This is a genomic window from Streptomyces yaizuensis (genome assembly GCF_034961445.1).
GTDB classification, from domain to species: domain Bacteria; phylum Actinomycetota; class Actinomycetes; order Streptomycetales; family Streptomycetaceae; genus Streptomyces; species Streptomyces yaizuensis.
Window position 1 is genome coordinate 49,068 of sequence record NZ_BSBI01000017.1, and the last position, 22,955, is coordinate 72,022.

General features: G+C 72.4%; 25 protein-coding genes. 20 read left to right on the forward strand and 5 right to left on the reverse strand.

Annotated elements, in window-relative coordinates:
- The first annotated feature begins 127 nt into the window (after window positions 1-127).
- The 4 genes from leuC to SYYSPA8_RS32055 all read left to right on the forward strand — a co-directional run bounded on the left by leuC (window position 128) and on the right by SYYSPA8_RS32055 (window position 3,308).
- Window positions 128-1,558: a 3-isopropylmalate dehydratase large subunit gene (gene leuC, locus SYYSPA8_RS32040; protein ID WP_323450920.1), complete on the forward strand. Its 1,431-nt coding sequence runs from the start codon at window positions 128-130 to the stop codon at window positions 1,556-1,558.
- 6 nt (window positions 1,559-1,564) lie between these two features.
- Window positions 1,565-2,158, forward strand: coding sequence for a 3-isopropylmalate dehydratase small subunit (leuD, locus tag SYYSPA8_RS32045; protein WP_323450921.1), 594 nt, complete (start codon window positions 1,565-1,567; stop codon window positions 2,156-2,158).
- Between the two features lie 104 nt (window positions 2,159-2,262).
- Window positions 2,263-2,490, forward strand: coding sequence for an SCO5555 family protein (locus SYYSPA8_RS32050; protein ID WP_323450922.1), 228 nt, complete (start codon window positions 2,263-2,265; stop codon window positions 2,488-2,490).
- A 155-nt stretch (window positions 2,491-2,645) separates the two neighbouring features.
- Entirely contained in the window at window positions 2,646-3,308 is a 663-nt protein-coding gene (locus SYYSPA8_RS32055) for an HU family DNA-binding protein (RefSeq protein ID WP_323450923.1), read from the forward strand.
- Between the two features lie 331 nt (window positions 3,309-3,639).
- Here SYYSPA8_RS32055 and SYYSPA8_RS32060 read toward each other — a convergent pair whose 3' ends face one another.
- Complete coding sequence (locus SYYSPA8_RS32060) at window positions 3,640-3,843, reverse strand: hypothetical protein (protein WP_323450924.1); 204 nt, start codon at window positions 3,841-3,843, stop codon at window positions 3,640-3,642.
- 62 nt (window positions 3,844-3,905) lie between these two features.
- A complete protein-coding gene (gene cofC, locus SYYSPA8_RS32065; protein WP_407706128.1) occupies window positions 3,906-4,643 on the reverse strand; it encodes a 2-phospho-L-lactate guanylyltransferase in 738 nt (245 codons plus the stop codon).
- Between the two features lie 148 nt (window positions 4,644-4,791).
- On the opposite strand from cofC, the gene SYYSPA8_RS32070 reads away from it, so the two are divergent.
- The 3 genes from SYYSPA8_RS32070 to SYYSPA8_RS32080 all read left to right on the forward strand — a co-directional run bounded on the left by SYYSPA8_RS32070 (window position 4,792) and on the right by SYYSPA8_RS32080 (window position 7,839).
- Window positions 4,792-5,544, forward strand: coding sequence for a lysophospholipid acyltransferase family protein (locus SYYSPA8_RS32070; RefSeq protein WP_323450925.1), 753 nt, complete (start codon window positions 4,792-4,794; stop codon window positions 5,542-5,544).
- Window positions 5,541-6,551: an NAD(P)H-dependent glycerol-3-phosphate dehydrogenase gene (locus tag SYYSPA8_RS32075; RefSeq protein ID WP_323450926.1), complete on the forward strand. Its 1,011-nt coding sequence runs from the start codon at window positions 5,541-5,543 to the stop codon at window positions 6,549-6,551. The genes SYYSPA8_RS32070 and SYYSPA8_RS32075 overlap by 4 nt, the downstream gene beginning before the upstream one ends.
- A 115-nt stretch (window positions 6,552-6,666) precedes the next feature.
- Window positions 6,667-7,839, forward strand: a complete 1,173-nt coding sequence (locus tag SYYSPA8_RS32080; protein WP_323450927.1) for a D-alanine--D-alanine ligase family protein — start codon at window positions 6,667-6,669, stop codon at window positions 7,837-7,839.
- 205 nt (window positions 7,840-8,044) lie between these two features.
- On the opposite strand, the gene SYYSPA8_RS32085 is transcribed toward SYYSPA8_RS32080, so the two are convergent.
- On the reverse strand, window positions 8,045-8,278 hold the full coding sequence (locus SYYSPA8_RS32085) for an Lrp/AsnC family transcriptional regulator (RefSeq protein WP_323450928.1): 234 nt from the start codon (window positions 8,276-8,278) through the stop codon (window positions 8,045-8,047).
- 370 nt (window positions 8,279-8,648) lie between these two features.
- Here SYYSPA8_RS32085 and SYYSPA8_RS32090 point away from each other — a divergent pair, with 370 nt between their 5' ends.
- Together SYYSPA8_RS32090 and thiD are read left to right on the forward strand one after the other, a co-directional pair.
- The gene (locus SYYSPA8_RS32090; protein ID WP_323450929.1) at window positions 8,649-9,617 is read left to right on the forward strand and encodes a thiamine-phosphate kinase; all 969 of its coding nucleotides are present in this window, start codon (window positions 8,649-8,651) and stop codon (window positions 9,615-9,617) included.
- Entirely contained in the window at window positions 9,614-10,411 is a 798-nt protein-coding gene (thiD, locus tag SYYSPA8_RS32095) for a bifunctional hydroxymethylpyrimidine kinase/phosphomethylpyrimidine kinase (RefSeq protein ID WP_323450930.1), read from the forward strand. The genes SYYSPA8_RS32090 and thiD overlap by 4 nt, the downstream gene beginning before the upstream one ends.
- Before the next feature lie 151 nt (window positions 10,412-10,562).
- On the opposite strand, the gene rpmB is transcribed toward thiD, so the two are convergent.
- Window positions 10,563-10,748, reverse strand: coding sequence for a 50S ribosomal protein L28 (gene rpmB, locus SYYSPA8_RS32100; RefSeq protein WP_003957616.1), 186 nt, complete (start codon window positions 10,746-10,748; stop codon window positions 10,563-10,565).
- 266 nt (window positions 10,749-11,014) lie between these two features.
- On the opposite strand from rpmB, the gene SYYSPA8_RS32105 reads away from it, so the two are divergent.
- The 9 genes from SYYSPA8_RS32105 (at window position 11,015) to mutM (ending at window position 20,730) form a co-directional block, all read left to right on the forward strand.
- Window positions 11,015-12,622 carry a DAK2 domain-containing protein gene (locus SYYSPA8_RS32105; RefSeq protein ID WP_323451036.1) on the forward strand — a complete coding sequence of 536 codons (1,608 nt, stop codon included), beginning with the start codon at window positions 11,015-11,017 and terminating at the stop codon, window positions 12,620-12,622.
- Between the two features lie 80 nt (window positions 12,623-12,702).
- Entirely contained in the window at window positions 12,703-14,985 is a 2,283-nt protein-coding gene (recG, locus tag SYYSPA8_RS32110; RefSeq protein WP_323450931.1) for an ATP-dependent DNA helicase RecG, read from the forward strand.
- 167 nt (window positions 14,986-15,152) lie between these two features.
- Window positions 15,153-15,788: a 16S rRNA (guanine(966)-N(2))-methyltransferase RsmD gene (gene rsmD / locus SYYSPA8_RS32115; protein ID WP_323450932.1), complete on the forward strand. Its 636-nt coding sequence runs from the start codon at window positions 15,153-15,155 to the stop codon at window positions 15,786-15,788.
- Between the two features lie 26 nt (window positions 15,789-15,814).
- On the forward strand, window positions 15,815-16,297 hold the full coding sequence (coaD, locus tag SYYSPA8_RS32120) for a pantetheine-phosphate adenylyltransferase (RefSeq protein ID WP_323451037.1): 483 nt from the start codon (window positions 15,815-15,817) through the stop codon (window positions 16,295-16,297).
- Between the two features lie 146 nt (window positions 16,298-16,443).
- The gene (locus SYYSPA8_RS32125) at window positions 16,444-17,724 is read left to right on the forward strand and encodes a cell division initiation protein (RefSeq protein WP_323450933.1); all 1,281 of its coding nucleotides are present in this window, start codon (window positions 16,444-16,446) and stop codon (window positions 17,722-17,724) included.
- A gap of 225 nt (window positions 17,725-17,949) precedes the next feature.
- Window positions 17,950-18,582 (forward strand): YceD family protein, encoded by a 633-nt coding sequence (locus SYYSPA8_RS32130; protein WP_407706133.1) that lies wholly within the window; start codon window positions 17,950-17,952, stop codon window positions 18,580-18,582.
- 2 nt (window positions 18,583-18,584) lie between these two features.
- Window positions 18,585-18,758: a 50S ribosomal protein L32 gene (gene rpmF, locus SYYSPA8_RS32135; RefSeq protein WP_043229344.1), complete on the forward strand. Its 174-nt coding sequence runs from the start codon at window positions 18,585-18,587 to the stop codon at window positions 18,756-18,758.
- Between the two features lie 19 nt (window positions 18,759-18,777).
- On the forward strand, window positions 18,778-19,719 hold the full coding sequence (rnc, locus tag SYYSPA8_RS32140; protein ID WP_323450935.1) for a ribonuclease III: 942 nt from the start codon (window positions 18,778-18,780) through the stop codon (window positions 19,717-19,719).
- Window positions 19,720-19,869: 150 nt separating this feature from the next.
- Window positions 19,870-20,730: a bifunctional DNA-formamidopyrimidine glycosylase/DNA-(apurinic or apyrimidinic site) lyase gene (gene mutM, locus SYYSPA8_RS32145; RefSeq protein WP_323450936.1), complete on the forward strand. Its 861-nt coding sequence runs from the start codon at window positions 19,870-19,872 to the stop codon at window positions 20,728-20,730.
- Between the two features lie 100 nt (window positions 20,731-20,830).
- Here mutM and SYYSPA8_RS32150 read toward each other — a convergent pair whose 3' ends face one another.
- The gene (locus SYYSPA8_RS32150; RefSeq protein ID WP_323450937.1) at window positions 20,831-21,736 is read right to left on the reverse strand and encodes a CAP domain-containing protein; all 906 of its coding nucleotides are present in this window, start codon (window positions 21,734-21,736) and stop codon (window positions 20,831-20,833) included.
- A gap of 194 nt (window positions 21,737-21,930) precedes the next feature.
- On the opposite strand from SYYSPA8_RS32150, the gene SYYSPA8_RS32155 reads away from it, so the two are divergent.
- Together SYYSPA8_RS32155 and SYYSPA8_RS32160 are read left to right on the forward strand one after the other, a co-directional pair.
- Window positions 21,931-22,212: an acylphosphatase gene (locus tag SYYSPA8_RS32155; RefSeq protein WP_323450938.1), complete on the forward strand. Its 282-nt coding sequence runs from the start codon at window positions 21,931-21,933 to the stop codon at window positions 22,210-22,212.
- Between the two features lie 393 nt (window positions 22,213-22,605).
- Window positions 22,606-22,824, forward strand: coding sequence for a hypothetical protein (locus SYYSPA8_RS32160; RefSeq protein WP_323450939.1), 219 nt, complete (start codon window positions 22,606-22,608; stop codon window positions 22,822-22,824).
- Window positions 22,825-22,955 lie beyond the last annotated feature (131 nt).

Consider the following 22,955-nt stretch of genomic DNA (forward strand, 5'->3'; position numbering starts at 1 on the left):
CTCACACTGTGAAACGCAAGTTCAAATATTCCGAGAAGCCGCCAATCTGGAGTGGCGACGCCGATTGCACCAGGGCGCGCACAGGTCTCGACATGTGCCGGCAGTGCGGCCGGCCGGAGGGAAAGCGATGGGTAGGACACTCGCGGAGAAGGTCTGGGACGACCATGTCGTCCGGCGCGCGGAGGGCGAGCCCGATCTCCTCTACATCGATCTGCACCTGCTGCACGAGGTGACCAGCCCCCAGGCGTTCGACGGGCTGCGGATGAGCGGGCGGACCGTGCGGCGGCTCGATCTGACCATCGCGACCGAGGACCACAACACCCCGACGCTCGACATCGACAAGCCGATCGCCGACCCGGTCTCCCGGGCGCAGTTGGAGACGCTGCGGCGCAACTGCGCGGAGTTCGGGGTGCGGCTGCACCCGCTGGGCGATGTGGAGCAGGGCGTCGTGCACGTGGTGGGCCCGCAGCTGGGTCTGACCCAGCCCGGCACCACCGTGGTCTGCGGCGACTCCCACACCTCCACCCACGGCGCCTTCGGCGCGCTGGCCTTCGGCATCGGCACCTCCCAGGTGGAGCACGTGCTGGCCACCCAGACGCTGCCCATGGCCCGCCCGAAGACCATGGCGATCACCATCGACGGCGAGCTGCCCGGCGGGGTCACCGCCAAGGACCTGATCCTGGCGATCATCGCGAAGATCGGCACCGGCGGCGGCCAGGGCTATGTCCTGGAGTACCGGGGCGAGGCCATCGAGAAGCTCTCGATGGAGGCCCGGATGACCATCTGCAACATGTCCATCGAGGCCGGCGCCCGCGCGGGCATGATCGCCCCCGACGAGACCACCTTCGCCTACCTCAAGGACCGCGCGCACGCCCCCCAGGGCGCCGACTGGGACGCCGCCGTGGCCTACTGGCGGACCCTGCGCACCGACGACGACGCCGTCTTTGACGCCGAGGTCGTCATCGACGCCGCCGGGCTGGCCCCCTTCGTCACCTGGGGCACCAACCCGGGCCAGGGCGCGCCGCTGTCGTCGGCCGTCCCCGATCCCGCTTCGTACGAGGACGCTTCGGAGCGCTTCGCCGCCGAAAAGGCCCTGGAGTACATGGGGTTGACCGCCGGCCAGCCGCTGCGGGACATCAAGGTCGACACCGTCTTCGTAGGCTCCTGCACCAACGGCCGCATCGAGGACCTGCGCTCCGCCGCCGCCGTGCTGGAGGGCCGCAAAGTCGCCGACGGCGTACGGATGCTGGTCGTCCCCGGGTCCGTCCGGGTGGCGCTCCAGGCCGTCGAGGAGGGCCTGGACAAGGTCTTCACCACCTCCGGCGCCGAATGGCGGCACGCGGGCTGTTCGATGTGTCTGGGCATGAACCCCGACCAACTGGCTCCCGGCGAGCGCTCCGCGTCCACCTCCAACCGCAACTTCGAGGGCCGTCAGGGCAAGGGCGGGCGTACCCACCTGGTCTCGCCCCAGGTCGCCGCCGCCACCGCCGTCCTCGGACATCTGGCGTCCCCGGCCGATCTGTCCGACGCCGCCGACCGTACGCCCGCTGGAGTCTGATCAGCCATGGAAGCATTCACCGCACACACCGGCCGGGCCGTCCCGCTGCGCCGCAGCAATGTCGACACCGACCAGATCATCCCCGCCCACTGGCTGAAGAAGGTCACCCGCGACGGCTTCGAGGACGGACTCTTCGAGGCCTGGCGCAAGGACGCGGACTTCGTCCTCAACCGGCCCGAGCGGCAGGGGGCCACGGTCCTGGTCGCCGGCCCCGACTTCGGCACCGGCTCCTCCCGTGAGCACGCCGTCTGGGCGCTCCAGAACTACGGCTTCAAGACCGTGATCTCGTCCCGGTTCGCCGACATCTTCCGCGGCAACTCCCTCAAGAACGGTCTGCTGACCGTGGTTCTGCCGCAGGAGACCGTGGACCGGCTCTGGGCGCTGACGGAGGCCGACCCCACCGCCGAGATCACCGTCGACCTGGAGGCCCGCGAGGTCCGGGCCGAGGGCGTCACCGCCTCCTTCGAGCTCGACGAGAACGCCCGCTGGCGCCTCCTCAACGGGCTGGACGACATCAGCCTCACTCTCCAGCACGAAGCGGACATCGCGACCTACGAAGGGGCCCGCCCGGCCTTCAAGCCGCGCACACTTCAGCTCTGATCAGCGGCTTTTCCCGACTGCGCCCTCCACCGCCCGGTGGGGGGCGCAGTCGTTCGTTGGGACCCCGTCGGGCGACAACTCGCCCCAGATGGCACAATCGGTGCATGGAAGACGACAGTCAACTCAAGCTCTATGCGACTGTCGCCACCCGATTGAAGGAAGCGCACCGAGCGGTGCGCGCACTGCAAGTCCCGGAGGGCGTAAGGAAGGCGCTCATACGGAAGCTGCTGGTCATCACGGCCGCGGCGAAGCACGATCTCCCGGATGCCGCACGGCGTCTGGACCGCTTGATGAAGGACCTCTCCGAAGGTCGATTCCCTGAAGGCGACTGACACCCGAACTCCCGCGAAGACGACTTCCGTCACCGGACTTCGTTGCGGCACTAGGGTGATTAGACCGTTTCGTGTTTGATTTGCGGTATATATCTGCCTAACGTGCGAAAAAGCCTGGACGGTTTCGTTCGGGCAATGTCTCCGAAGGGGAAGACGTGAACAAGGCGCAGCTAGTAGAAGCGATTGCCGACAAGCTCGGCGGCCGTCAGCAGGCGGCCGACGCCGTGGACTCGGTGCTGGACGCGATCGTCCGCGCTGTGGTCGCCGGCGACCGGGTCTCGGTCACCGGTTTCGGCTCGTTCGAGAAGGTCGAGCGTCCCGCCCGCTACGCCCGCAACCCGCAGACGGGTGAGCGGGTCCGGGTGAAGAAGACCTCCGTGCCCCGCTTCCGTGCGGGTCAGGGCTTCAAGGACCTGGTCAGCGGCTCGAAGAAGCTCCCGCGCGGCGGCGAGGTGTCGGTGAAGAAGGCGCCCAAGGGCAGCCTCACCGGCGGCGCTTCGGCGACCGTGAAGAAGGCCGCCGCGAAGAAGGCCACGGCCAAGAAGGCGGCCACCGCGAAGAAGGCGGCACCGGCCAAGAAGGCCACCGCCGCCAAGAAGACGGTCGCGAAGAAGACCGTGGCGAAGAAGGCGGCACCGGCGAAGAAGGCCACCACCGCGAAGAAGGCGGCACCGGCCAAGAAGGCCACCACCGCCAAGAAGACGGTCGCCAAGAAGACCGCTCCGGCGAAGAAGACCGTGGCGAAGAAGGCGCCGGCCAAGAAGACGACCGCGCGCAAGACCGCCGCCAAGAAGACCGCGACCGCCAGGAAGCGGTAGTCGGCGGTACTCACCGGGCCACTCACGCGCCGGGCCGGGCTCCTCTCGGGGAGCCCGGCCCGCGGTGTGTGACGCCGTACTACCTCACTGACCTGGGGGAACGCTGTCCGGGACGTAGAACGCGGAACGCGGGACGGCGTGGGACGGCGCGGGAGGCGGCCGAGGAGGCCCCGGGGCGGCCGACGGGCTCCCCGGGCCACCGGAAGGCCCCCGCGCGGCCCAGGAGGTCTCTTCGGCGACCTTGGAAGGTTCGGAGAGTTCAGCCGGGTCCGGGGGCTTCACGAGGCCCGGGAGGCCCCGGGGAGGCCTCGAAAGGGACGCGGCAGGCCGTTCAGAAGGTCTGGAGCGTCACCAGCGTGATCCGGCGGCCCTCGCCCTCACCCGTCAGCTCGATCCGGACCCGCTGGCCCGGACGGAGCAGCCGCAGCCCGCCGGCGTCAAACGCGGCCGTGTCGAACACCACCGGGGTGCCGTCGTCGAGCAGCACGCTTCCGCTGCGGGTCTCGGGGTCGTAGGTGTACGAGGTCGCCTGCATGCCCGCCAGCTTAGGGCCTGTCCCGCGGATCCCGCCGGTCCCGCCGTCCCCGGCGCCGGGCCTCAGCGGACTGGCGTCCCCGGGCCCGGGCGCTCCCCGTGCGCCTGCCCCGGCACCCGCGCGCCCAGGGCCGCCGTGCACGGGCCCGCCCCCAGGGCCAGGGCCGCCCGCAGATCGCCCCCGGTGTCCACGTCCTGCCGTACCGAATCCACTCCGTCGAGCAGGATTTCCACCGCGCCCGACGCCGAATGACGCTTCCGGGACGGGCCGCCGAATCCCGGGCGCAATTCCACGCCCGAAGCGGCGGAGAGCAAAGTCGTTCCCGTTCCGGCGGCATCCGCGAGAAAAGCCCGGGGGAATCCGGACGCGTACTCCAGCACCCGGGCCAATTCCCGGGGCCGAAGAGCCGGCAGATCCGCGTTGAGCGCGGCCACCGCCGCGTCGGGCCGGGCCCGCCGTACCGTGCGGACGCCGTGCGCGAGGGCCGCGTTGAGTCCTGCGGCGGGGGTGTCCGGCACGATGCGCGCGCCGAGCGCGGTCAGCGCCCCGCCGGCCGTCCCGTCGTCCGTGACGACCACCACATCCCGGACGGCCGTGCAGGCCAGCGCCGCCGCCACGGTGTCCAGGGCGAAGGCCAGAGCGAGCCGCGGCCGCAGCGCCTCCCCGGCGGCGGGCGCCAGCCGGGTCTTCGCCAGTACGAGGGGCTTCAGCGGGATCACCAGCGACCACAGGGCCGCCGGAGCGGCCTTGGAGCAGGTCGTGGCGTCGGCCGGGGCCGGTGACTGTCCGTCCATGCGCATCGGGCCCCATTGTGGCCCGACGCCGGACCGGACGGCGGGCCGGTGCCGGGGGCGGAGCGTACGGTGTGCTCGACAGACCAGGTGCCTGGGGCGACACTTGACCCCCGGCCACCGGGCGAAGGCCCGGTCCAGAGGGAAGGGTGCCCGAGTGTTCCGCCAGAAAATCGGCTTCTGGTACCGCCTGGCGGCGGTCATCGCCAAACCGCCGCTGCTGGTTCTGTTCAAACGGGACTGGCGGGGAATGGAACACATTCCGGCCGAAGGCGGATTCATCACCGCGGTCAACCACAACTCATATCTCGACCCGCTTTCCTATGCGCACTACCAGTACAACACCGGACGGGTGCCGCGTCTCCTGGCGAAGGCCGCGCTCTTCTCGACCCCGTTCGTCGGGATGATGCTCCGCAGGACCGGGCAGATCCCCGTCTACCGCGAGTCCACCGACGCCATGGACGCCTTCCGGGCCGCCGTCGACGCCATCGAACGCGGCGACTGCGTGGCCTTCTACCCGGAGGGCACCATCACCCGCGACCCGGACATGTGGCCCATGGCGGGCAAGACGGGCGCCGCCCGGATCGCGCTGACCACCAAGTGCCCCGTCATCCCGGTCGCCCAGTGGGGCGCCAACCTCGCGATGCCCCCGTACGCCCGCGAGAAGCGGCTGCGGCTCTTCCCCCGCAAGACCCTGATCGTGCAGGCCGGGCCACCGGTCGACCTCAGCCGGTTCTACGATCGGGAGCCGACCCCGGACGTTCTCCGCGAGGCGACCGAGGCCATCATGGCCGGGATCACCGCGCAGCTGGAGGACGTACGCGGTGAGAAGGCACCATCCGAGCCGTTCGACCACCGGATGGCACGGTCAGAACAGCGGCGCAAGGCCGCAGGGGAAGGAACGCTGTGACACAGCCCGCCAAGGCGGCCGTCTTCGGGACGGGCTCATGGGGAACGGCCTTCGGCATGGTGCTCGCCGACGCGGGCTGCGAGGTGACCCTCTGGGGCCGCCGCGCCGAACTCGCCGAAGCCGTCAACACCACCCGTACCAACCCCGACTATCTCCCGGGGATCGAGCTGCCCGACCGGCTGCGGGCCACCACCGACCCCGCCGAGGCCCTGGACGGCGCCGACTTCACCGTCCTCGCCGTCCCCTCGCAGACCCTGCGCGACAACCTCGCCGCCTGGACGCCGCTGCTGCCCGCGGACACCGTCCTCGTCTCGCTGATGAAGGGCGTCGAACTCGGCACCGCCAAGCGGATGAGCGAGGTCGTCCAGGAGGTCGCCCAGGTGCCCGCCGAGCGGGTCGCCGTCGTCACCGGGCCCAACCTCGCCCGCGAGATCGCCCAGCGCCGGCCCGCCGCCGCCGTCGTCGCCTGCCGCGACGAGTCCGCGGCCCGGCGGCTCCAGGCCCACTGCCACACCCCGTACTTCCGCCCGTACACCAACACGGACGTCGTCGGCTGCGAACTCGGCGGCGCCGTCAAGAACGTCATCGGGCTCGCCGTCGGCATCGCCGACGGCATGGGCCTCGGCGACAACGCCAAGGGCTCGCTCATCACCCGCGGACTGGCCGAGACCACCCGGCTCGGACTCGCCATGGGCGCCGACCCGCTGACCTTCTCCGGCCTCGCGGGCCTGGGCGACCTGGTGGCGACCTGTTCCTCGCCGCTCTCCCGCAACCACACCTTCGGCACCAACCTCGGCAAGGGCATGACCCTCCAGGAGACCATCGCGGTCACCAAGCAGACCGCCGAGGGCGTCAAGTCCTGTGAGTCGGTGCTCGATCTGGCCCGCCGGCACGGCGTCGACATGCCCATCACGGAGACCGTCGTCGACATCGTCCACGACGGCAAGCCGCCCGTCGTCGCGCTCAAGGAACTGATGTCGCGCAGCGCCAAGCCCGAGCGCCGCTGACCGGCGGGACGGGCCGTTCGGCACGGCCGGCCCGGCGGCGCACCCGCCCGGGACACCCGTGTGGCCTGTGCCAACCCTGCTCCGTATGGCAGGTGCACGGTAGTCTCATGGCGATATGAGCACCGAGAATCTCCCCGAGGTCCCCGAGCAGCCGGGGGCCGAGCAGCCGAACCGCAAGCCGCGCGTGGCCGTCGTCTTCGGCGGCCGCAGCTCCGAACACGGCATCTCCGTGGTCACGGCGGGCGCCGTCCTGCGGGCCATCGACCGGTCCGTGTACGACGTCCTGCCCATCGGCATCACGACCGACGGACGCTGGGCGCTGACCGCCGACGAGCCCGACCGGATGGCGATCACCGACCGGCGGACGCCCAGTGTCGAGGAGCTGTCCGACGGGACCGAGGGCGATGTCGTCCTCCCGGTCCACCCCGGCAACCGTGAGATCGTCTACGCCGAGCCCGGCTCCGTGCCGAAGGCCCTCGGCGAGGTCGACGTCGTCTTCCCGGTGCTCCACGGACCCTACGGCGAGGACGGCACCCTCCAGGGGCTGCTGGAGCTGGCGGGCGTTCCCTACGTCGGCTCCGGTGTGCTCTCCTCGGCCGTCGGCCAGGACAAGGAGTACATGAAGCGGATCTTCACCTCCTTCGGGCTGCCGGTCGGCCCGTACGAGGTGATCCGCCCGCGCGACTGGGACCGCGACCCCGAGGCCGCCCGCAAGCGGATCCTCGACTTCGCGGACGAGCACGGCTGGCCGCTCTTCGTGAAGCCCTCCCGCGCCGGCTCCTCCATCGGGATCACCAAGGTGGAGGACGCCGCCGGTCTCGACGCGGCGATCGAGGAGGCCCAGCGGCACGACCCGAAGATCATCGTCGAGGCGCTGATCCGGGGCCGTGAGATCGAGTGCGGCGTCCTGGAGTTCCCCGTCGGCCCGCTGGCCAGCGTGCCGGCGGAGATCCCGCCGGTGCAGGCGCACGACTTCTACGACTTCGAGGCCAAGTACATCGACTCGGCGGCCGGGATCGTGCCCGCGCCGCTGACCGACGAGCAGACCGCCGAGGTGCGGCGGCTGGCGGTCGCCGCCTTCGAGGCCGCGTCCTGCGAGGGCCTGGTGCGCGCCGACTTCTTCCTCACCGAGGACGGCACCTTCGTCATCAACGAGATCAACACCATGCCCGGCTTCACCCCGATCTCCATGTACCCGCGGATGTGGGAGGCGAGCGGTGTCGACTACCAGGATCTGGTCGGCCAGCTGATCGAGACGGCGCTCGCCCGGACGACGGGGCTGCGCTAGACGAAGGGGTCGGTCCGGTCCGTACGACGGAGGCGGGCCGGCCCCACCGCCCCGCCCGGTGTCCCCGTTCCGGGGCCGGGTGGCGCCACGGCGCAGTACGATCACGGCGTTCCCCCGGCCGGCCGCCGCCCCGCGCCACGGCGCCGGTCACGTCCCGGTGCCGGTCGCGGCCCGGCCGGCGCGGACGGGGGGTCGCGGACGGGGGTTACAGATGCACGACCGGGCAGGTCAGCGTCCTGGTGATCCCCTCCACCTGCTGGACCTTGGCGACCACCAGACGCCCCAGGGCGTCGACGGTCTCCGCCTGCGCCCGGACGATCACGTCATAGGGACCGGTCACGTCCTCGGCCAGGACCACTCCCGGGATCTTTCCGATGACCTCGGCCACGGTCGACGCCTTGCCCACCTCGGTCTGAATCAGGATGTACGCCTGTACCACGGAACCTCCAGGGGGACCCGAGGGCGATGTCCCCTACCGTCGGCGGGGAGACCCTGGGGGAGAGAAAGGGACGCCACGGTATCGCGTCGTCCCGCGCCACGGGGAGACCCGCGCTCCCGGCGGGCCACGCGGTGCTCCGCGCGGACGGCGCGAACCGGCGGGCGGCACACCGTGTGCCCCGACGGTACCGGGGACGCGCGCGCTCCGCGAGTGCGTGCGAGGCTGTCGGCGCGGCCGGGAGCGGGCGTTCCACCACAGGTTCCGGCGACGGACGACGGGCCGGTGCCCACGGGCCCGGCAGGGCCCGGCATCACAAGGTTTGAGGGTCTCCGCCGGTCGGCCGGCGGGGCGACGGAGAGGTGAGACTTCGGTGAAGGGCACTGTGGGCGAGCTGGGGGAGTTCGGGCTCATCAAGGAGCTGACCTCCCGGCTCACCGCCACCCCGGCGGTCCGGATCGGACCCGGTGACGACGCCGCGGTCGTGGCCGCCCCCGACCGCAGGGTCGTGGCCAGTACGGACATCCTCCTGGAAGGCCGGCACTTCCGGCGGGACTGGTCCACGGCGTACGACGTGGGGCGCAAGGCCGCCGCCCAGAATCTGGCCGACATCGCCGCCATGGGCGCCGTCCCCACCTCGCTCCTGCTCGGCCTGGTCGTCCCGGCCGAACTGCCCGTCACCTGGGCCACGGAGCTGATGGACGGCATCCGGGACGAGTGCCAGGTCGCGGGCGCCGCCGTGGTCGGCGGGGACGTCGTCCGCGGCGAGCTGATCACGCTGGCCATCACGGCCCTCGGAGACCTGCGCAACCACGAGCCGGTCACCCGGGGCGGCGCGCGCCCCGGCGACGTCGTCGCCTACACCGGCTGGCTGGGCTGGTCCGCTGCCGGGCACGCGGTGCTCTCCCGGGGCTTCCGCTCCCCGCGCGCCTTCGTGGAGGCCCACCGCAGACCGGAGCCCCCGTACCACGCGGGACCCGCGGCGGCCGGGCTCGGCGCCACCGCCATGTGCGACGTCAGCGACGGGCTCATCGCCGACCTCGGCCACATCGCCGAGGCCAGCAAGGTCCGGATCGATCTGCGCTCCGACTCCATCGACATCCCCGGCCAGATGCACGACATCGGCCAGGCCGTCGGCGTCGACCCGCTCCAGTGGGTCCTCACCGGGGGAGAGGACCACGCCATCGTCGCCACCTTCCCCCGCGACACCAAACTCCCCGCCCGCTGGAAGGTCATCGGAGAGGTGCTGAACCCCTCCGCGCTGCCCCAGGTCACCGTCGACGGAGCGCCCTGGCACACCACCGGCGGGTGGGACCACTTCGGATCCCCGGAGGGATCGTGAGACTTCCCCTCGTCCTGACCATCGCCGGCTCGGACTCCGGCGGCGGCGCCGGCGTCCAGGCCGACCTGAAGACCATGCTGGCGCTCGGCACCCACGGCATGAGCGTGATCGCGGCCGTGACCGCCCAGAACTCGCGGGGCGTCCAGGGCTACTGGGAGCTGCCGCCGGAGGCGGTCCGCGCCCAGTACCGCAGCGTCGTGGACGACATCGGCGTCCAGGCGGTGAAGACCGGGATGCTGGCCTCCGCCGAGCTGGTGGAGACCGTCGCCGATCTCCTCGCCGACCTGGACGCCCCGGTCGTCGTGGACCCGGTCGGCGTCTCCAAGCACGGCGACTCGCTGCTCGCGGACTCCGCCGTCGCATCGGTACGGAAACGGCTGCTGCCGGTCGCCACCCTGGCCACCCCCAACCTGGACGAAGTGACGCAGCTCACCGGCGTCGAGGTCGGGGACGAGAGCGGAATGCGCCGGGCCGCCGACGCGCTGCTCGCGCTCGGGCCCCGCTGGGTGCTGGTCAAGGGCGGCCATCTGCCCGGTGACGCCGTCGATCTGCTCACCGACGGTGACGAGGAGCACTGGCTGCGGGCACCCCGGCTCGACAACCGGCACACCCACGGCACCGGCTGCACCCTGGCATCGGCGATCGCCGCCGGGCTTGCCAAGGGACTGACCGTGCCGGAGGCGGTCCGGGCGGCGAAGGAGTACATCACCGGGGCGATCGCCGCCGGGTTCGCCCTCGGGTCCGGGATCGGCCCGGTCGACCACGGCTGGCGCTTCCGGGAACCGCTCTCCTGACCCGTACCTCCTGTGCAGGGGCCCCCGCCGGTCGCGGGGGCCCCATGGGAGGGCGTACGACCCGCGTCCGGGCATGGCAAAAGCCGGTTCACCAGGATGGTGAACCGGCTTTCAAGGCAACCGCAGGGCTGCGCTACGACGTGAGTCCGTATTAGCGCGAGACCTTGCCGGCCTTGATGCACGAGGTGCAGACGTTGAGCCGCTTCGGCGTCCGACCGACCACTGCACGCACGCGCTGGATGTTCGGGTTCCAGCGACGGGACGTACGGCGGTGCGAGTGCGAAATGTTGTTGCCGAAGCCCGGCCCCTTGCCGCAGACGTCGCAGTTGGCAGCCACGGGTCACTCCAAAGACTTCAGATGCACTTACAGTGAAATCCGGCGTGCCGGAGATCAGTGAGCTGAAATCGGTGGCCTGCCGGGGGAGACGCCCGAAATTCATCGGGCAACCGGAGCAGCATACAACGGCTGCATCCGCGTTACGAAACTACCACGGTCGGGGCCCGCCCCACTCCGGCCCGGCCCGCGGCCGCCACCCGGACGGGGTCTACCCTGCGGTGCGACCCGCCGCCCACACCCGCCGGCCGTTCAAGGAGGACCACCAGGTGCCGCAGAATCTCGACGCAGCAGCGGTACGGGCCTGGTGCGCGGGGGCGCTCGAAGCGCTCGGCAGGGAGCGGGCGGACATCGACGCGATCAATGTCTACCCGGTCGCGGACGGTGACACCGGCACCAATCTCTATCTGACCGTCGAGTCCGCCGCCCAGGCCGTGGAGGCGGTCTTCGCCGCCCACGAGACCCGGGCGGACCTGCCGGAGCCCGCCGACACGGTCCGCGCCATGGCCCACGGCGCCCTGATCGGGGCGCGCGGGAACTCCGGCACCATCCTCGCCCAGCTGCTGCGGGGCGTCGCGGAGCGGACCGGAGCCGGGGAGCCGCTGCCCGCCGCGCTGCGCCGGGCCGCCGTCCTCGCCCGGGAGGCCGTCGCCCACCCCGTCGAGGGCACCATCCTCACCGTGGCCGCCGCGGCGGCCGACGCGGCCGAGGCCGTCGCGGAGCCCCGGGACACCGCAGCGGTCGCCCGTGCCGCGTACGAGGGGGCCGGGGCCGCGCTGGACGCCACCCCCGGGCAGCTCGCCGTCCTCGGCCGCTCCGGCGTCGTGGACGCGGGCGGACGGGGACTGCTCGTGGTCCTGGGGGCGCTGGTGGCCGCCGTGACCGAGGAGGCACCGCCCGTCCCCGCCCCGCTGCGGCACGGGCCCCTCCCGGTCCCGGAGCAGTGCGCGGCGGACGGCCCCGCCTTCGAGGTGATCTACCTCCTGGAGGCCGGTGACGCCGCCGTCGCCCGGCTGCGGGCCCGGCTCGACGTCCTCGGCGACTCCCTGGTCGTGGTCGGCGGCGACGGCCTGTGGAACGTGCACGTCCATGTCGACGACGCGGGCGCCGCCGTCGAGGCGGGCGTCGAGGCGGGCCGCCCCCACCGGATCCGGATCACCCACTTCGCCTCCGCCCCGGCGGCGGCGCCCGCCCCGGCACCCGCCCCCGACCAGCGGGCCGTCGTCGTGGTCGTCCCCGGCGAAGGCCTCGCGGAGCTGTGCGCCGGCGCGGGCGCCACCACCGTTCTCGCCCGGCCCGGGGAGCCGCCGGCCAGCGGGGAACTGGTCGACGCGATCCGCCGGGCCCACGCCCGGGAGGTCGTGCTCCTGCCGAACGCGGCGGAACTGCGGCACACCGCGGCCGCCGCCGCCGACCAGGCGCGCGCCGAGGGGGTGCGGGTCGCGCTGATCCCCACCCGGGCCGCCGTCCAGGGCATCGCCGCCCTCGCCGTCCACGAACCGGACCGCCGCTTCGACGAGGACGTGGTGGCGATGACCGCCGCCGCCGGGGCCACCCGGTACGCCGAGCTGACCGTCGCCGAGCGGCAGTCCTGGACGTCCGCGGGCGTCTGCCAGGCCGGCGACGTGCTCGGGCTGATAGACGGCGACGTCGCCGTGATCGGCACCGACGTCACCACCACCGCCACCGCCGTCCTCGATCGGATGCTCGCGGCGGGCGGCGAACTCGTCACCCTCGTCCTCGGCGACGGCGCCCCGGCGGACGTCCCCGTCCTCGCCCGGCTCGAACGCCATGTCCGCGACACGCACCTCGCGGTCGACACCGTGGCCTACCACGCGGGCCGGGGCTCCCCGCTGCTGCTCATCGGCGTGGAATAGCCGCCCGCGCGGGTTCCCCGAACGCCCGCCGGGCCGGACTTGTCCACAGGTGGCGGCGGATGTCAGTGCCGTGGTGTGCAATGGATCGCGTGCCCGAGCGCGATGAGACCCCCAGCGAACCCCGGACCCGAGCCCCGAAGGAGCCCCGGCCCGAGCCCTTGAGCGAGCCCCTGGCCAGGACGCTCGGCCCCGCCACCGCCAAGGTGCTCGGCGAGCAGCTCGGGCTGCTCACGGTCGGAGACCTGCTCCACCACTACCCCCGGCGGTACGAGGAGCGCGGCCGCCTCACCCGCCTGACCGACCTGCCGCTGGACGAGGACGTCACCGTCGTGGCGCAGGTCGCCGACGCCCGGGTGCACACGTTCAACGGGGGCCGGGGCCGCCGTCTGGAGGTCACCATCACCGACGGCAGCGGCCAGCTCCAGCTCGTCTTCTTCGGCCGGGGCGTGCACAAGCCGCACCAGGACCTGCTGCCCGGCACCCGCGCGATGTTCGCGGGGAAGGTCTCCGTCTTCAACCGCAGACTCCAGCTCGCCCACCCCTCGTACGCGAAGCTGGGCGGCGACGACGACGCGCTCGACGTGGCCTCCTGGGCGGGCGCGCTGATCCCCATCTACCCCGCCTGCAAGGGCATGGAGTCCTGGAAGATCGCCAAGGCGGTGGACGCGGTGCTGCCGCGCCGCACCGAGGTCACCGACCCGCTCCCGCCGGAGCTGCGCGAGGGCCGGGGCTTCGTCCCGCTGCCCGACGCGCTGTTCCAGGTGCACCGCCCGCGCACCCGGGCGGATGTCGAGGAGGCCCGGCAGCGGCTCAAGTGGGACGAGGCGTTCGTGCTCCAGGTGGCGCTGGCCCGGCGCCGCCTCGCCGAGGCCCAGCTGCCCGCCGTGGCCCGGCGCCCCGCGCCCGGCGGGATCCTGGACGCCTTCGACGCAAGGCTGCCGTTCACCCTCACCGAGGGCCAGCACAAGGTCACCGCGGAGATCTTCGGCGATCTCGCCACCGAGCACCCGATGCACCGGCTGCTCCAGGGCGAGGTCGGCTCCGGCAAGACCCTGGTCGCGCTGCGGGCGATGCTCGCCGTGGTCGGCTCCGGCGGGCAGGCGGCGCTCCTCGCGCCCACCGAGGTCCTGGCCCAGCAGCACCACCGCTCCGTCGTGGAGATGATGGGCGACCTCGCCGACGGCGGGCGCCTCGGCGCCCCCGACGGGGCCACCCGGGTGGTGCTCCTCACCGGCTCGATGGGGGCCGCCGCCCGGCGCGCGGCCCTGCTCGACCTGGTCACCGGCGAGGCGGGCATCGTCATCGGCACCCACGCCCTGATCGAGGACAAGGTCCAGTTCCACGATCTGGGCCTGGTCGTGGTGGACGAGCAGCACCGCTTCGGCGTGGAACAGCGGGACGCGCTGCGCTCCAAGGGGAAGCAGCCGCCGCATCTGCTGGTGATGACCGCCACGCCCATCCCGCGGACGGTCGCGATGACCGTCTTCGGCGATCTGGAGACCTCGGTCCTGGACCAGCTCCCGGCGGGCCGCTCGCCGATCGCCAGCCATGTCGTCCCGGCCCGGGACAAGCCGCACTTCCTGGCGCGCGCCTGGGAGCGGGTCCGGGAGGAGGTGGCCAAGGGGCACCAGGCGTACGTGGTCTGCCCCCGCATCGGCGACGAGGAGGACGCCCCGGGCGGCGCGAAGGGCGGGAAAGGCGGGAAGAAGGACGAGGAAGGCGCTCCGGAGGGGCCCGAGCCGGACAAGCGCCCGCCGCTCGCCGTCCTGGAGGTGGCCGCCGAGCTGTCCCGGGGGGCGCTGGCCGGGCTGCGCGTCGAGGTGCTGCACGGCCGGATGCCCCCCGACGACAAGGACGCGGTGATGCGCCGCTTCTCCGCCGGCGAGGTGGATGTGCTGGTCGCCACCACCGTCATCGAGGTCGGGGTGAACGTGCCCAACGCCACCGCGATGGTGATCATGGATGCCGACCGCTTCGGCGTCTCCCAGCTCCACCAGCTGCGCGGCCGGGTGGGCCGGGGTTCCGCCCCCGGGCTCTGCCTGCTGGTCACCGAGGCGGCCGAGGCGAGTCCCGCGCGCGCCCGGCTCGGGGCGGTCGCGGCCACGCTCGACGGCTTCGAGCTGTCCCGGATCGACCTGGAGCAGCGCCGGGAGGGCGATGTCCTGGGCCAGGCCCAGTCCGGTGCGCGCTCCTCGCTGCGGGTGCTCGCCGTCATCGAGGACGAGGAGGTCATCGCCGCCGCCCGGGAGGAGGCCGTCCGGATCGTCCGCGCCGACCCGGAGCTGGAGCGGGCCCCGGGGCTGCGGCTCGCGCTGGACGCCTTGCTGGACAAGGAGCGCGAGCAGTATCTCGACAAGGGGTGACAAGGGGTGACCGGGCCCGCCCCCGGGGCCGGGCCGGGGCTGACAGGCCGTACCCCGGTGGCGGCTGAGAGACTGGGGGACCCAGACACCGGCGGTGACCGGGGGATCCGCCGGCCCGGCGGACCGCCCGGCGGCCGCCGCCCGCGAGACGAGGACCGAGACCCACGATGACCCGTGTGATCGCCGGCATGGCCGGTGGACGCCGCCTGGCCGTCCCGCCCGGCACCGGCACCCGCCCCACGTCGGACCGGGCGCGCGAGGGCCTCTTCTCCAGCTGGGAGGCGCTGCTCGGCGGGTTGGAGGGGCTGCGGGTCGCCGATCTGTACGCGGGCTCCGGCGCGGTGGGCCTGGAGGCGCTCTCCCGGGGCGCGTCCCACGCCCTGCTGGTCGAGGCCGACGCCCGCGCCGCCCGGGTGGTCCGGGAGAACGTCCGCACGCTCGCCCTGCCCGGTGCCGAGGTCCGCACCGGCCGGGCCGAACAGGTCGTGGCGGCAGGGGCCCCGGACCGGCCGTACGACGTGGTCTTCCTGGACCCGCCGTACGCCGTCACCGACGACGATCTGCGCGAGATCCTGATCACACTCCGCTCCGGGGGCTGGATCATGGAGGGCGCGATGGCGACCGTGGAGCGCAGCACACGGGGCGGCCCCTTCCACTGGCCGGCCGGTTTTGATCCGCTGCGGTCCCGTCGTTACGGCGAGGGAACGCTTTGGTACGGTCGCGCAGCCGCTGCCGGCGAGTCTGCCGGCGCATCCGTAAGCCAAGCCGGTGAAGAGGCTCCGACGTGCGAGGACACCCCATGACCGGACCGGAGAGCGAGGGACTTCCAGTGCGCCGCGCAGTCTGTCCGGGGTCGTTCGACCCCATCACCAACGGACACCTCGACATCATCGCCCGCGCCGCCAAGCTGTACGACGAGGTCTACGTCGCGGTGATGATCAACCAGTCCAAGAAGGGGCTGTTCACCACCGACGAGCGGATGGACCTCATCCGCGAGGTGACCTCCCCGTACGGGAACGTCGTCGTGGAGTCCCACCACGGGCTCCTGGTCGACTTCTGCCGCACGCGCGACATCCCCGCCATCGTCAAGGGGCTGCGCGCGGTCAGCGACTTCGACTACGAACTCCAGATGGCGCAGATGAACAACGGCCTCTCGGGCGTCGAGACCCTGTTCGTCCCGACCAATCCGACCTACAGCTTCCTCTCGTCCAGCCTGGTCAAGGAGGTCGCGGCCTGGGGCGGGGACGTCTCGCACCTGCTGCCCCCCATCGTCCACCGGGCCCTCGTGGAGCGGCTGCGCGGCGACGTCTGAGCGCGGGTGCGCCCACCACCCGCCCGATGGTCCGTCAGGCGGTGTCGGGCGGGGCCCCGCTCGCCGTACAGTCTTCCCGTCCGCCCCCGCGGCGGGCGCGGCGAAGGGCCGGTCAGGCACAGACAGTCGGAGAGTGGCGGACCACCGTGGACGTGCAGAAGAAGCTCGATGAGATCGTCCGGTCGATCGGCAGCGCCCGTTCGATGCCGATGTCGGCGTCCTGCGTGGTCAACCGCGCCGAGCTGCTGGCCCTGCTCGACGAGGTGCGGGCGGCGCTGCCCGGCTCGCTGGCGCAGGCCCGGGAGGTGATCGGCGACCGGGAGCAGCTGGTCGAGGAGGCCCACCGGGAGGCGCGCCGGATCATCGAGAGCGCCCATGCCGAGCGCGGCTCGATGGTCTCCAGCACCCAGGTCGCCCGTCAGTCGCAGGACGAGGCCGACCGGATCCTGGCCGAGGCCCGCCGGGAGGCCGAGGAGGTCCGGGCCGAGGCCGACGAGTACGTCGACTCCAAGCTGGCCAATTTCGAGGTCGTCCTCACCAAGACCATCGGTGCCGTGGACCGGGGCCGCGAGAAGCTGCTCGGCCGGGACCCTGGGGCCGACCGGGACGGCCCGGCGGATCCGGACGCCCCCGAGTACAGCCCCGACCCGCAGATCCGGGTCCAGGACGCCGACGCCTACGTGGACGCCAAGCTGCGGGCCTTCGAGGCGGTCCTCGGCAAGACCCTGGAGGCCGTCGGCCGGGGCCGGAGCAAGCTCCTCGGGCACGCGGAGGACGGGCTCGGGGAGCACATGGCCGCCCAGGACGCGGCGGGCGCCGCCCGGCGGCACACCAGTGACGCGGAGTATCTGGCCGGTCTCGCGGAGCTGGCCGACCCGGAGCCGGGGCGGCCCCGGCCGGAGCGCGAGCAGCCCGCCGCCGTGCCCGCGCCGCCCGCGTACGCGCCCGCCTACGGTGCGCCGCAGCCCCCGGCGTACGACCCGGACCCGGCTCCGCGGCAGGAGCCCGCGTATCTCCAGGGCGCAACGGCCGCGCAGGCCGGCGACGGCACTCAGGGCACGCACGGCACTCAGGGCACGCACGGCGGGTACGACGGCTACGGGGAGCCGTCCTGGCCCGGGTACCAGGAGCAGGGGTACCCGCAGGACCCGTACGCCGGATATCCGCAGCAGGGCTCCTACGCGGAGCACGGGCAGCACGGGCAGCACGGCGCGGCCCACGGGCAGTACGGGCAGCAGGACCAGCGGGACTACTCCCAGGCGTACGCGGCGCAGGGCGGCTATCCGTACGAGGCGCCGGGCGACGAGCGGCCGCAGGCCGTCCCGCAGCAGTCGCGCCAGCAGGGCGCGGCGCTCGACGAGACCAGCTTCTTCGACACCGGCATGATCGACCTGGAGCAGCTGCGCCGCTACGAGCAGGGGCGCTGAGCCCGGGAGCGGCACGGCGGGCCGGACCGGCCCGGCCTCCGTACGGGCCCGTGACCGGGGGTCGGATCGATCCCGGATTGGGCCCACGGCGGCCCGTCCAGTATCCTGGCTCTTCGGTCGCGCATCGTTCGCGATTCCGGCTGCCCTCCCCCCGTCGGTCCACCGCCGGGAGCGGAGAACGCGGCCCCCGACTCCGTCATCACGATCCCGAAAGCAGGAAGAACCCTGAACGCCCGTCTCGACCACCGCAACCCCCTCGTGTTCGACACGCACGAGCTGGGCCGGCGGCCCGGCGCGCTCCAGCGGCTCTCCCGGTCGGTGTCCGCACCGGCCGATCTCGGTGTCGAAGGAGTCATCGGGGTGCCGGAGGGCAAGCCCGTGGAGCTGGGGCTCCGCCTTGAGTCGGTCATGGAAGGGGTGCTTGTCACAGGCACCGCCCGTGCGTCGGCCGAGGGTGATTGCGTAAGGTGTCTGGAGCCGATGCGCCTTGAGGTCGCAGCGGAATTCCAGGAGATGTTCACGTACCCCGACGCCGACGACCGGGGCCGCACCGCGGAGCCCGGCGACGACGCCGAGGGCGAGGACATCCTCCTTCTCAAGGACGGCCTGTTCGACCTTGAGCCCGTGCTGCGGGACGCGGTGGTGCTCGCACTGCCGATGCAGCCGGTGTGCCGGGAGGATTGTGCCGGTCTGTGCGCCGAGTGCGGTATCAGGCTGGACGACGACCCGGACCATCGTCATGACGCCGTCGACATCCGTTGGGCGGCACTGCAAGGACTCTCCGTTTCCAGCAGGGACGGCGAGAAGGACAACATGGGCGGCGCCGAAGCGGGCGTCGACGAGAAGCAGGAGAAGTAGCCGTGGCTGTTCCGAAGCGGAAGATGTCGCGCAGCAACACGCGCCACCGCCGGTCGCAGTGGAAGGCTGCGGTCCCCACCCTGGTTTCGTGCGAGCGTTGCCAGGAGCCCAAGCTGCAGCACATCGCGTGCCCTAGCTGTGGCACCTACAACAAGCGCCAGGTCCTCGCGGTCTGAGCGGCTGGTGAGAGGCCCGATGTCTGAGCTGTCCAATGCCAAGAAGCAGGAAGACGCCGACAAGACAGTCAACGCAGCCTCGTCCCACACGCTTCTGGAAGGGCGGCTCGGCTATCAGCTGGAGTCCGCCCTTCTGGTGCGTGCGCTGACCCACCGTTCCTACGCGTACGAGAACGGCGGACTGCCGACCAACGAGCGGCTGGAGTTCCTCGGGGACTCCGTGCTCGGTCTGGTGGTCACCGACACCCTCTACCGCACCCACCCCGACCTTCCCGAAGGCCAGCTGGCCAAACTGCGCGCCGCGGTGGTCAACTCGCGCGCGCTGGCGGAGGTCGGCCGTGGGCTGGAACTGGGCTCCTTCATCCGGCTCGGCCGGGGCGAGGAGGGCACGGGCGGACGGGACAAGGCGTCCATCCTGGCCGACACCCTGGAAGCGGTGATCGGCGCGGTCTATCTCGACCAGGGACTCGACGCGGCGTCGGAGCTGGTGCACCGGCTCTTCGACCCGCTGATCGAGAAGTCCTCGAACCTCGGTGCCGGGCTCGACTGGAAGACCAGTCTCCAGGAACTCACCGCGGCCGAGGGCCTGGGTGTGCCGGAGTATCTGGTCACCGAGACCGGTCCGGACCACGAGAAGACCTTCACTGCTGCCGCCCGCGTCGGTGGTGTCTCGTACGGCACCGGCACCGGCCGCAGCAAGAAGGAGGCGGAGCAGCAGGCCGCCGAATCCGCCTGGCGGGAGATCCAGGCCGCGGCGGAACGCCGCGCCCAGGAGGCCCGGCAGGCAGGGGAGGCCGCGGAGGCGGCCACGGCGGCAGCGGCCACGACGGCACTGACCGCCGTGGACGGCACCGCCGCCACCCCCGGCGCCGGCGAGTCGGCCGGCGTCCAGGCGGATGTCGCCGCGGCGGATTCCGCCGCCGCGGACGAGCCGCCGGAGACGGACCGGGCCTCGGCCTGAACCGCTCCACAGCGCTGTGCGCCGGGCCCCCCGCCCACCGGGAAATCCTCCCGGGGCGGGGGGCCCGGGCTTTTCCCGCCCGACGACCGGCAGCCCGCCGGGGAGCGGTACGCTGCGGACATCGCCCCGACCGTTCCCCAAGGAGCCCCCGTGCCCGAGCTGCCCGAGGTCGAGGTCGTCCGCCGCGGACTCCAGCGCTGGGTCAGCGGGCGGACGATCGCCGAGGTCACGGTGCTGCACCCGCGCGCGGTGCGCCGCCACACCGCCGGCGCCGGCGACTTCGCGGCCCGGCTCAAGGGGCACAGCGTCGGCATCGCCCGGCGGCGGGGCAAATATCTCTGGCTGCCGCTGGCCGACACCGACTCCTCGATCCTCGGCCACCTGGGCATGAGCGGTCAGCTGCTGGTGCAGCCCGAGGACGCCGGCGACGAGCGCCACCTCAGGATCCGGATCAGCTTCGACGACTCCCTCGGCACCGAGCTGCGCTTCGTCGACCAGCGGACCTTCGGCGGGCTCTCGCTGCACGACAACACCCCGGACGGGCTGCCGGACGTCATCGCGCACATCGCCCGCGACCCCCTCGACCCGGCGTTCTGCGATCACGACTTCGCCACGGCGCTGCGGCAGAAGCGCACCACCGTCAAGCGGGCGCTGCTGGACCAGACGCTGATCAGCGGGGTCGGCAACATCTACGCGGACGAGGCGCTGTGGCGGGCGCGGCTGCACTACGAGCGTCCGACGGCGGGCCTGACCCGGGCGCGTTCGGCGGAGCTGCTGGGGCACATCCGCGATGTGATGCACGCGGCCCTGGCGGCCGGCGGCACCAGCTTCGACAGCCTCTATGTGAATGTGAACGGCGAATCCGGGTATTTCGACCGGTCGCTGGACGCCTACGGGCGGGAGGACGAGCCCTGCCGGCGCTGCGGGACCCCGATCCGGCGGCGGCCGTGGATGAACCGGTCGAGCTACTTCTGTCCGCGCTGTCAGCGGCCGCCGCGCCCCTCACCGTGACGGTCCGGCCAGCACGGCGGCATTTTCTGTCATGGGCCTGACGGGTCGGGCCGAGGGGTCCGCCCCGCCGCCCCGCCCGGCCCGGGGCCGCCGTCCGCCGTCAGAAGCCGAAGTTCTGGGTCCACCACGGACCGCCGGGGCCCAGGTGCACGCCCACGCCCAGCGTCCGGTAGTCGCAGTTGAGAATGTTGGCCCGGTGCCCCTCGCTGTTCATCCAGGAGTTCATCACCGCGGCGGCGTCCGCCTGGCCCCGGGCTATGTTCTCGCCGCCGAGGTTCTTCACCCCGGCCTGCTCCGCGCGGTCCCAGGGGGTGTCCCCGTCCGGGTCGGTGTGCGAGAAGAAGCCGCGGGCCGCCATGTCGGTGCTGAAGTCGCCGGCCAGCTTCGCCAGGGAGGCGTCGAACCGGACCGGGGCGCAGCCCACCTTGGCGCGCTCCTCGTTCACCAGGGCGAGCACGGCACTTTCGGCGGTCTTGGCGTTCTTGGCCGGCGACGGGGGTGCGGAGGCGGGCCGGGGCGCCGACGACGAGGGGCGGGCCGACGGCTTCGTGGTCGGGGAGGAACGTTCCTTCGCCGACTCGGGCGCCGTGGACACGGTCCGCTCCGGGGTACTACTCGCGGTCTTCCGCTCGGGCGCGGCCGCGGTCCGTTCGGGGGAGGTGCTCCGCTCCGGCGCCGACGTCTTCCCCTCGGGGGCGGTCTTCACCGGGGCCTTCGGGGCGGGTGAGGTCGACGGGGCGTGGGCGGGCCGGTCCGGGCCCGCCGTGCCGCCGTCGCCGCGGGTGGGCTCGTCGCCCTGCTCGCCCTGGGTCTGGAGGGTGGCGGCGCCGTCGTTGAGGATCGGGCCGCTGGGCGTGCGCTCGCCGCTCGTGGTGAAGGTGGTGCCACCCGGCAGCAGACCGGAGGCGGCGGCGACGGCGCCCACCGCCAGGGCCGCGGAAGCGCCGAGCAGTCCCGTGCGTACGGGTCTGCCCGTACGAGGGGTGGAGCGTCGATGCCGTCCCATCTGCTTGTGCCTCCTGGTACTCGGCGGCGGAACAGCGCCCGTACAGGTGCCGAGCACCGGCCTCCACCGATGGTGTGGGGGTGAACGTCACCCGGACGGGCGAGGTTCATTGCGACGGGACTGTACGCCATGAGGGGTGCGGCGGACGGGCCCGCGGTGCATTTCCCGGGCCGGCCGGCGGTTACCGTGCACCTATGAACGATGCTGCACGGCTCACCGCCTGGGTGCGCGGTCGAGTACAGGGAGTGGGCTTTCGCTGGTTCACCAGGGCAAACGCTCTGGAGATCGGCGGCCTCACCGGATTCGCCTCCAACCTCGACGACGGCCGTGTGCAGGTTGTGGCGGAAGGGTCACGTGAGAATTGCCACCGTCTGCTGGAGTGGCTGCGCACCGGCGACACACCCGGTCGGGTGGACGGGGTGACTGAGATATGGGACACCCCGCGCGGTGGGTACGACGGCTTCGAGATCCGCTGACCGCTCCAGCGGGAATCCTCCGGAACGCCACCTTCCGCAGCCCTGCCGAAGGCACGTGCCTCCGGTAGAAACAGCAGGTGGTTGCCAAGGCGGGCGGAGCATGCCAGGCTGCGGACGTAACGAGGATCACCGCGCCCGAGGGCCCCGGGAGAGAGGCCGCCCCCATGATCACGGGGGCCGTGCCCGCCCGGGTTCGCCCCTTCATACGGGCTGTGATCGTGTTGACCGTCAAACTTTTTGGTGAGACTCTGGAAGCCCCGCGCACCTTAACTGTTTGACAGTAAGAACCGCAGCGTCAGAAGCAGTACCCCAGCACTGTCGAGCACCGCGGGTGCGAATCCCTCACGACCCACACCGCATCGGTCGGTCACTCAGTGTGGAGGACCATCCATCATGGCAAAGGCGCTTCTCGGTTACGTCGGCGGTTCCGACCCGCGACTCCTCGCCGAGATGCGACGGTTGCAGCAGCGCGTCCAGGACCTGGAATCCGAGCTGGTACGGATCCAGTCCGAGAATGACGCGCTGAATGCCGCCATCGCACAGCACCCCGGAGAGTCGCTGCTCGACGGCATCGACATCGACGTATCCCAGGCGGAGCCCGCGCTCACCTGAGCGTGGCGGGCCGCCGGAGATTCATCGCGCAAGATATGCAAGGGACGCCCCCGGCGTCCCTTCTTTCTTTCCCCCTCGACTCGCCCCGCCCCGACTACTCCGCCCCCGCGCCGCCGCTTCCCGCGTGCCCC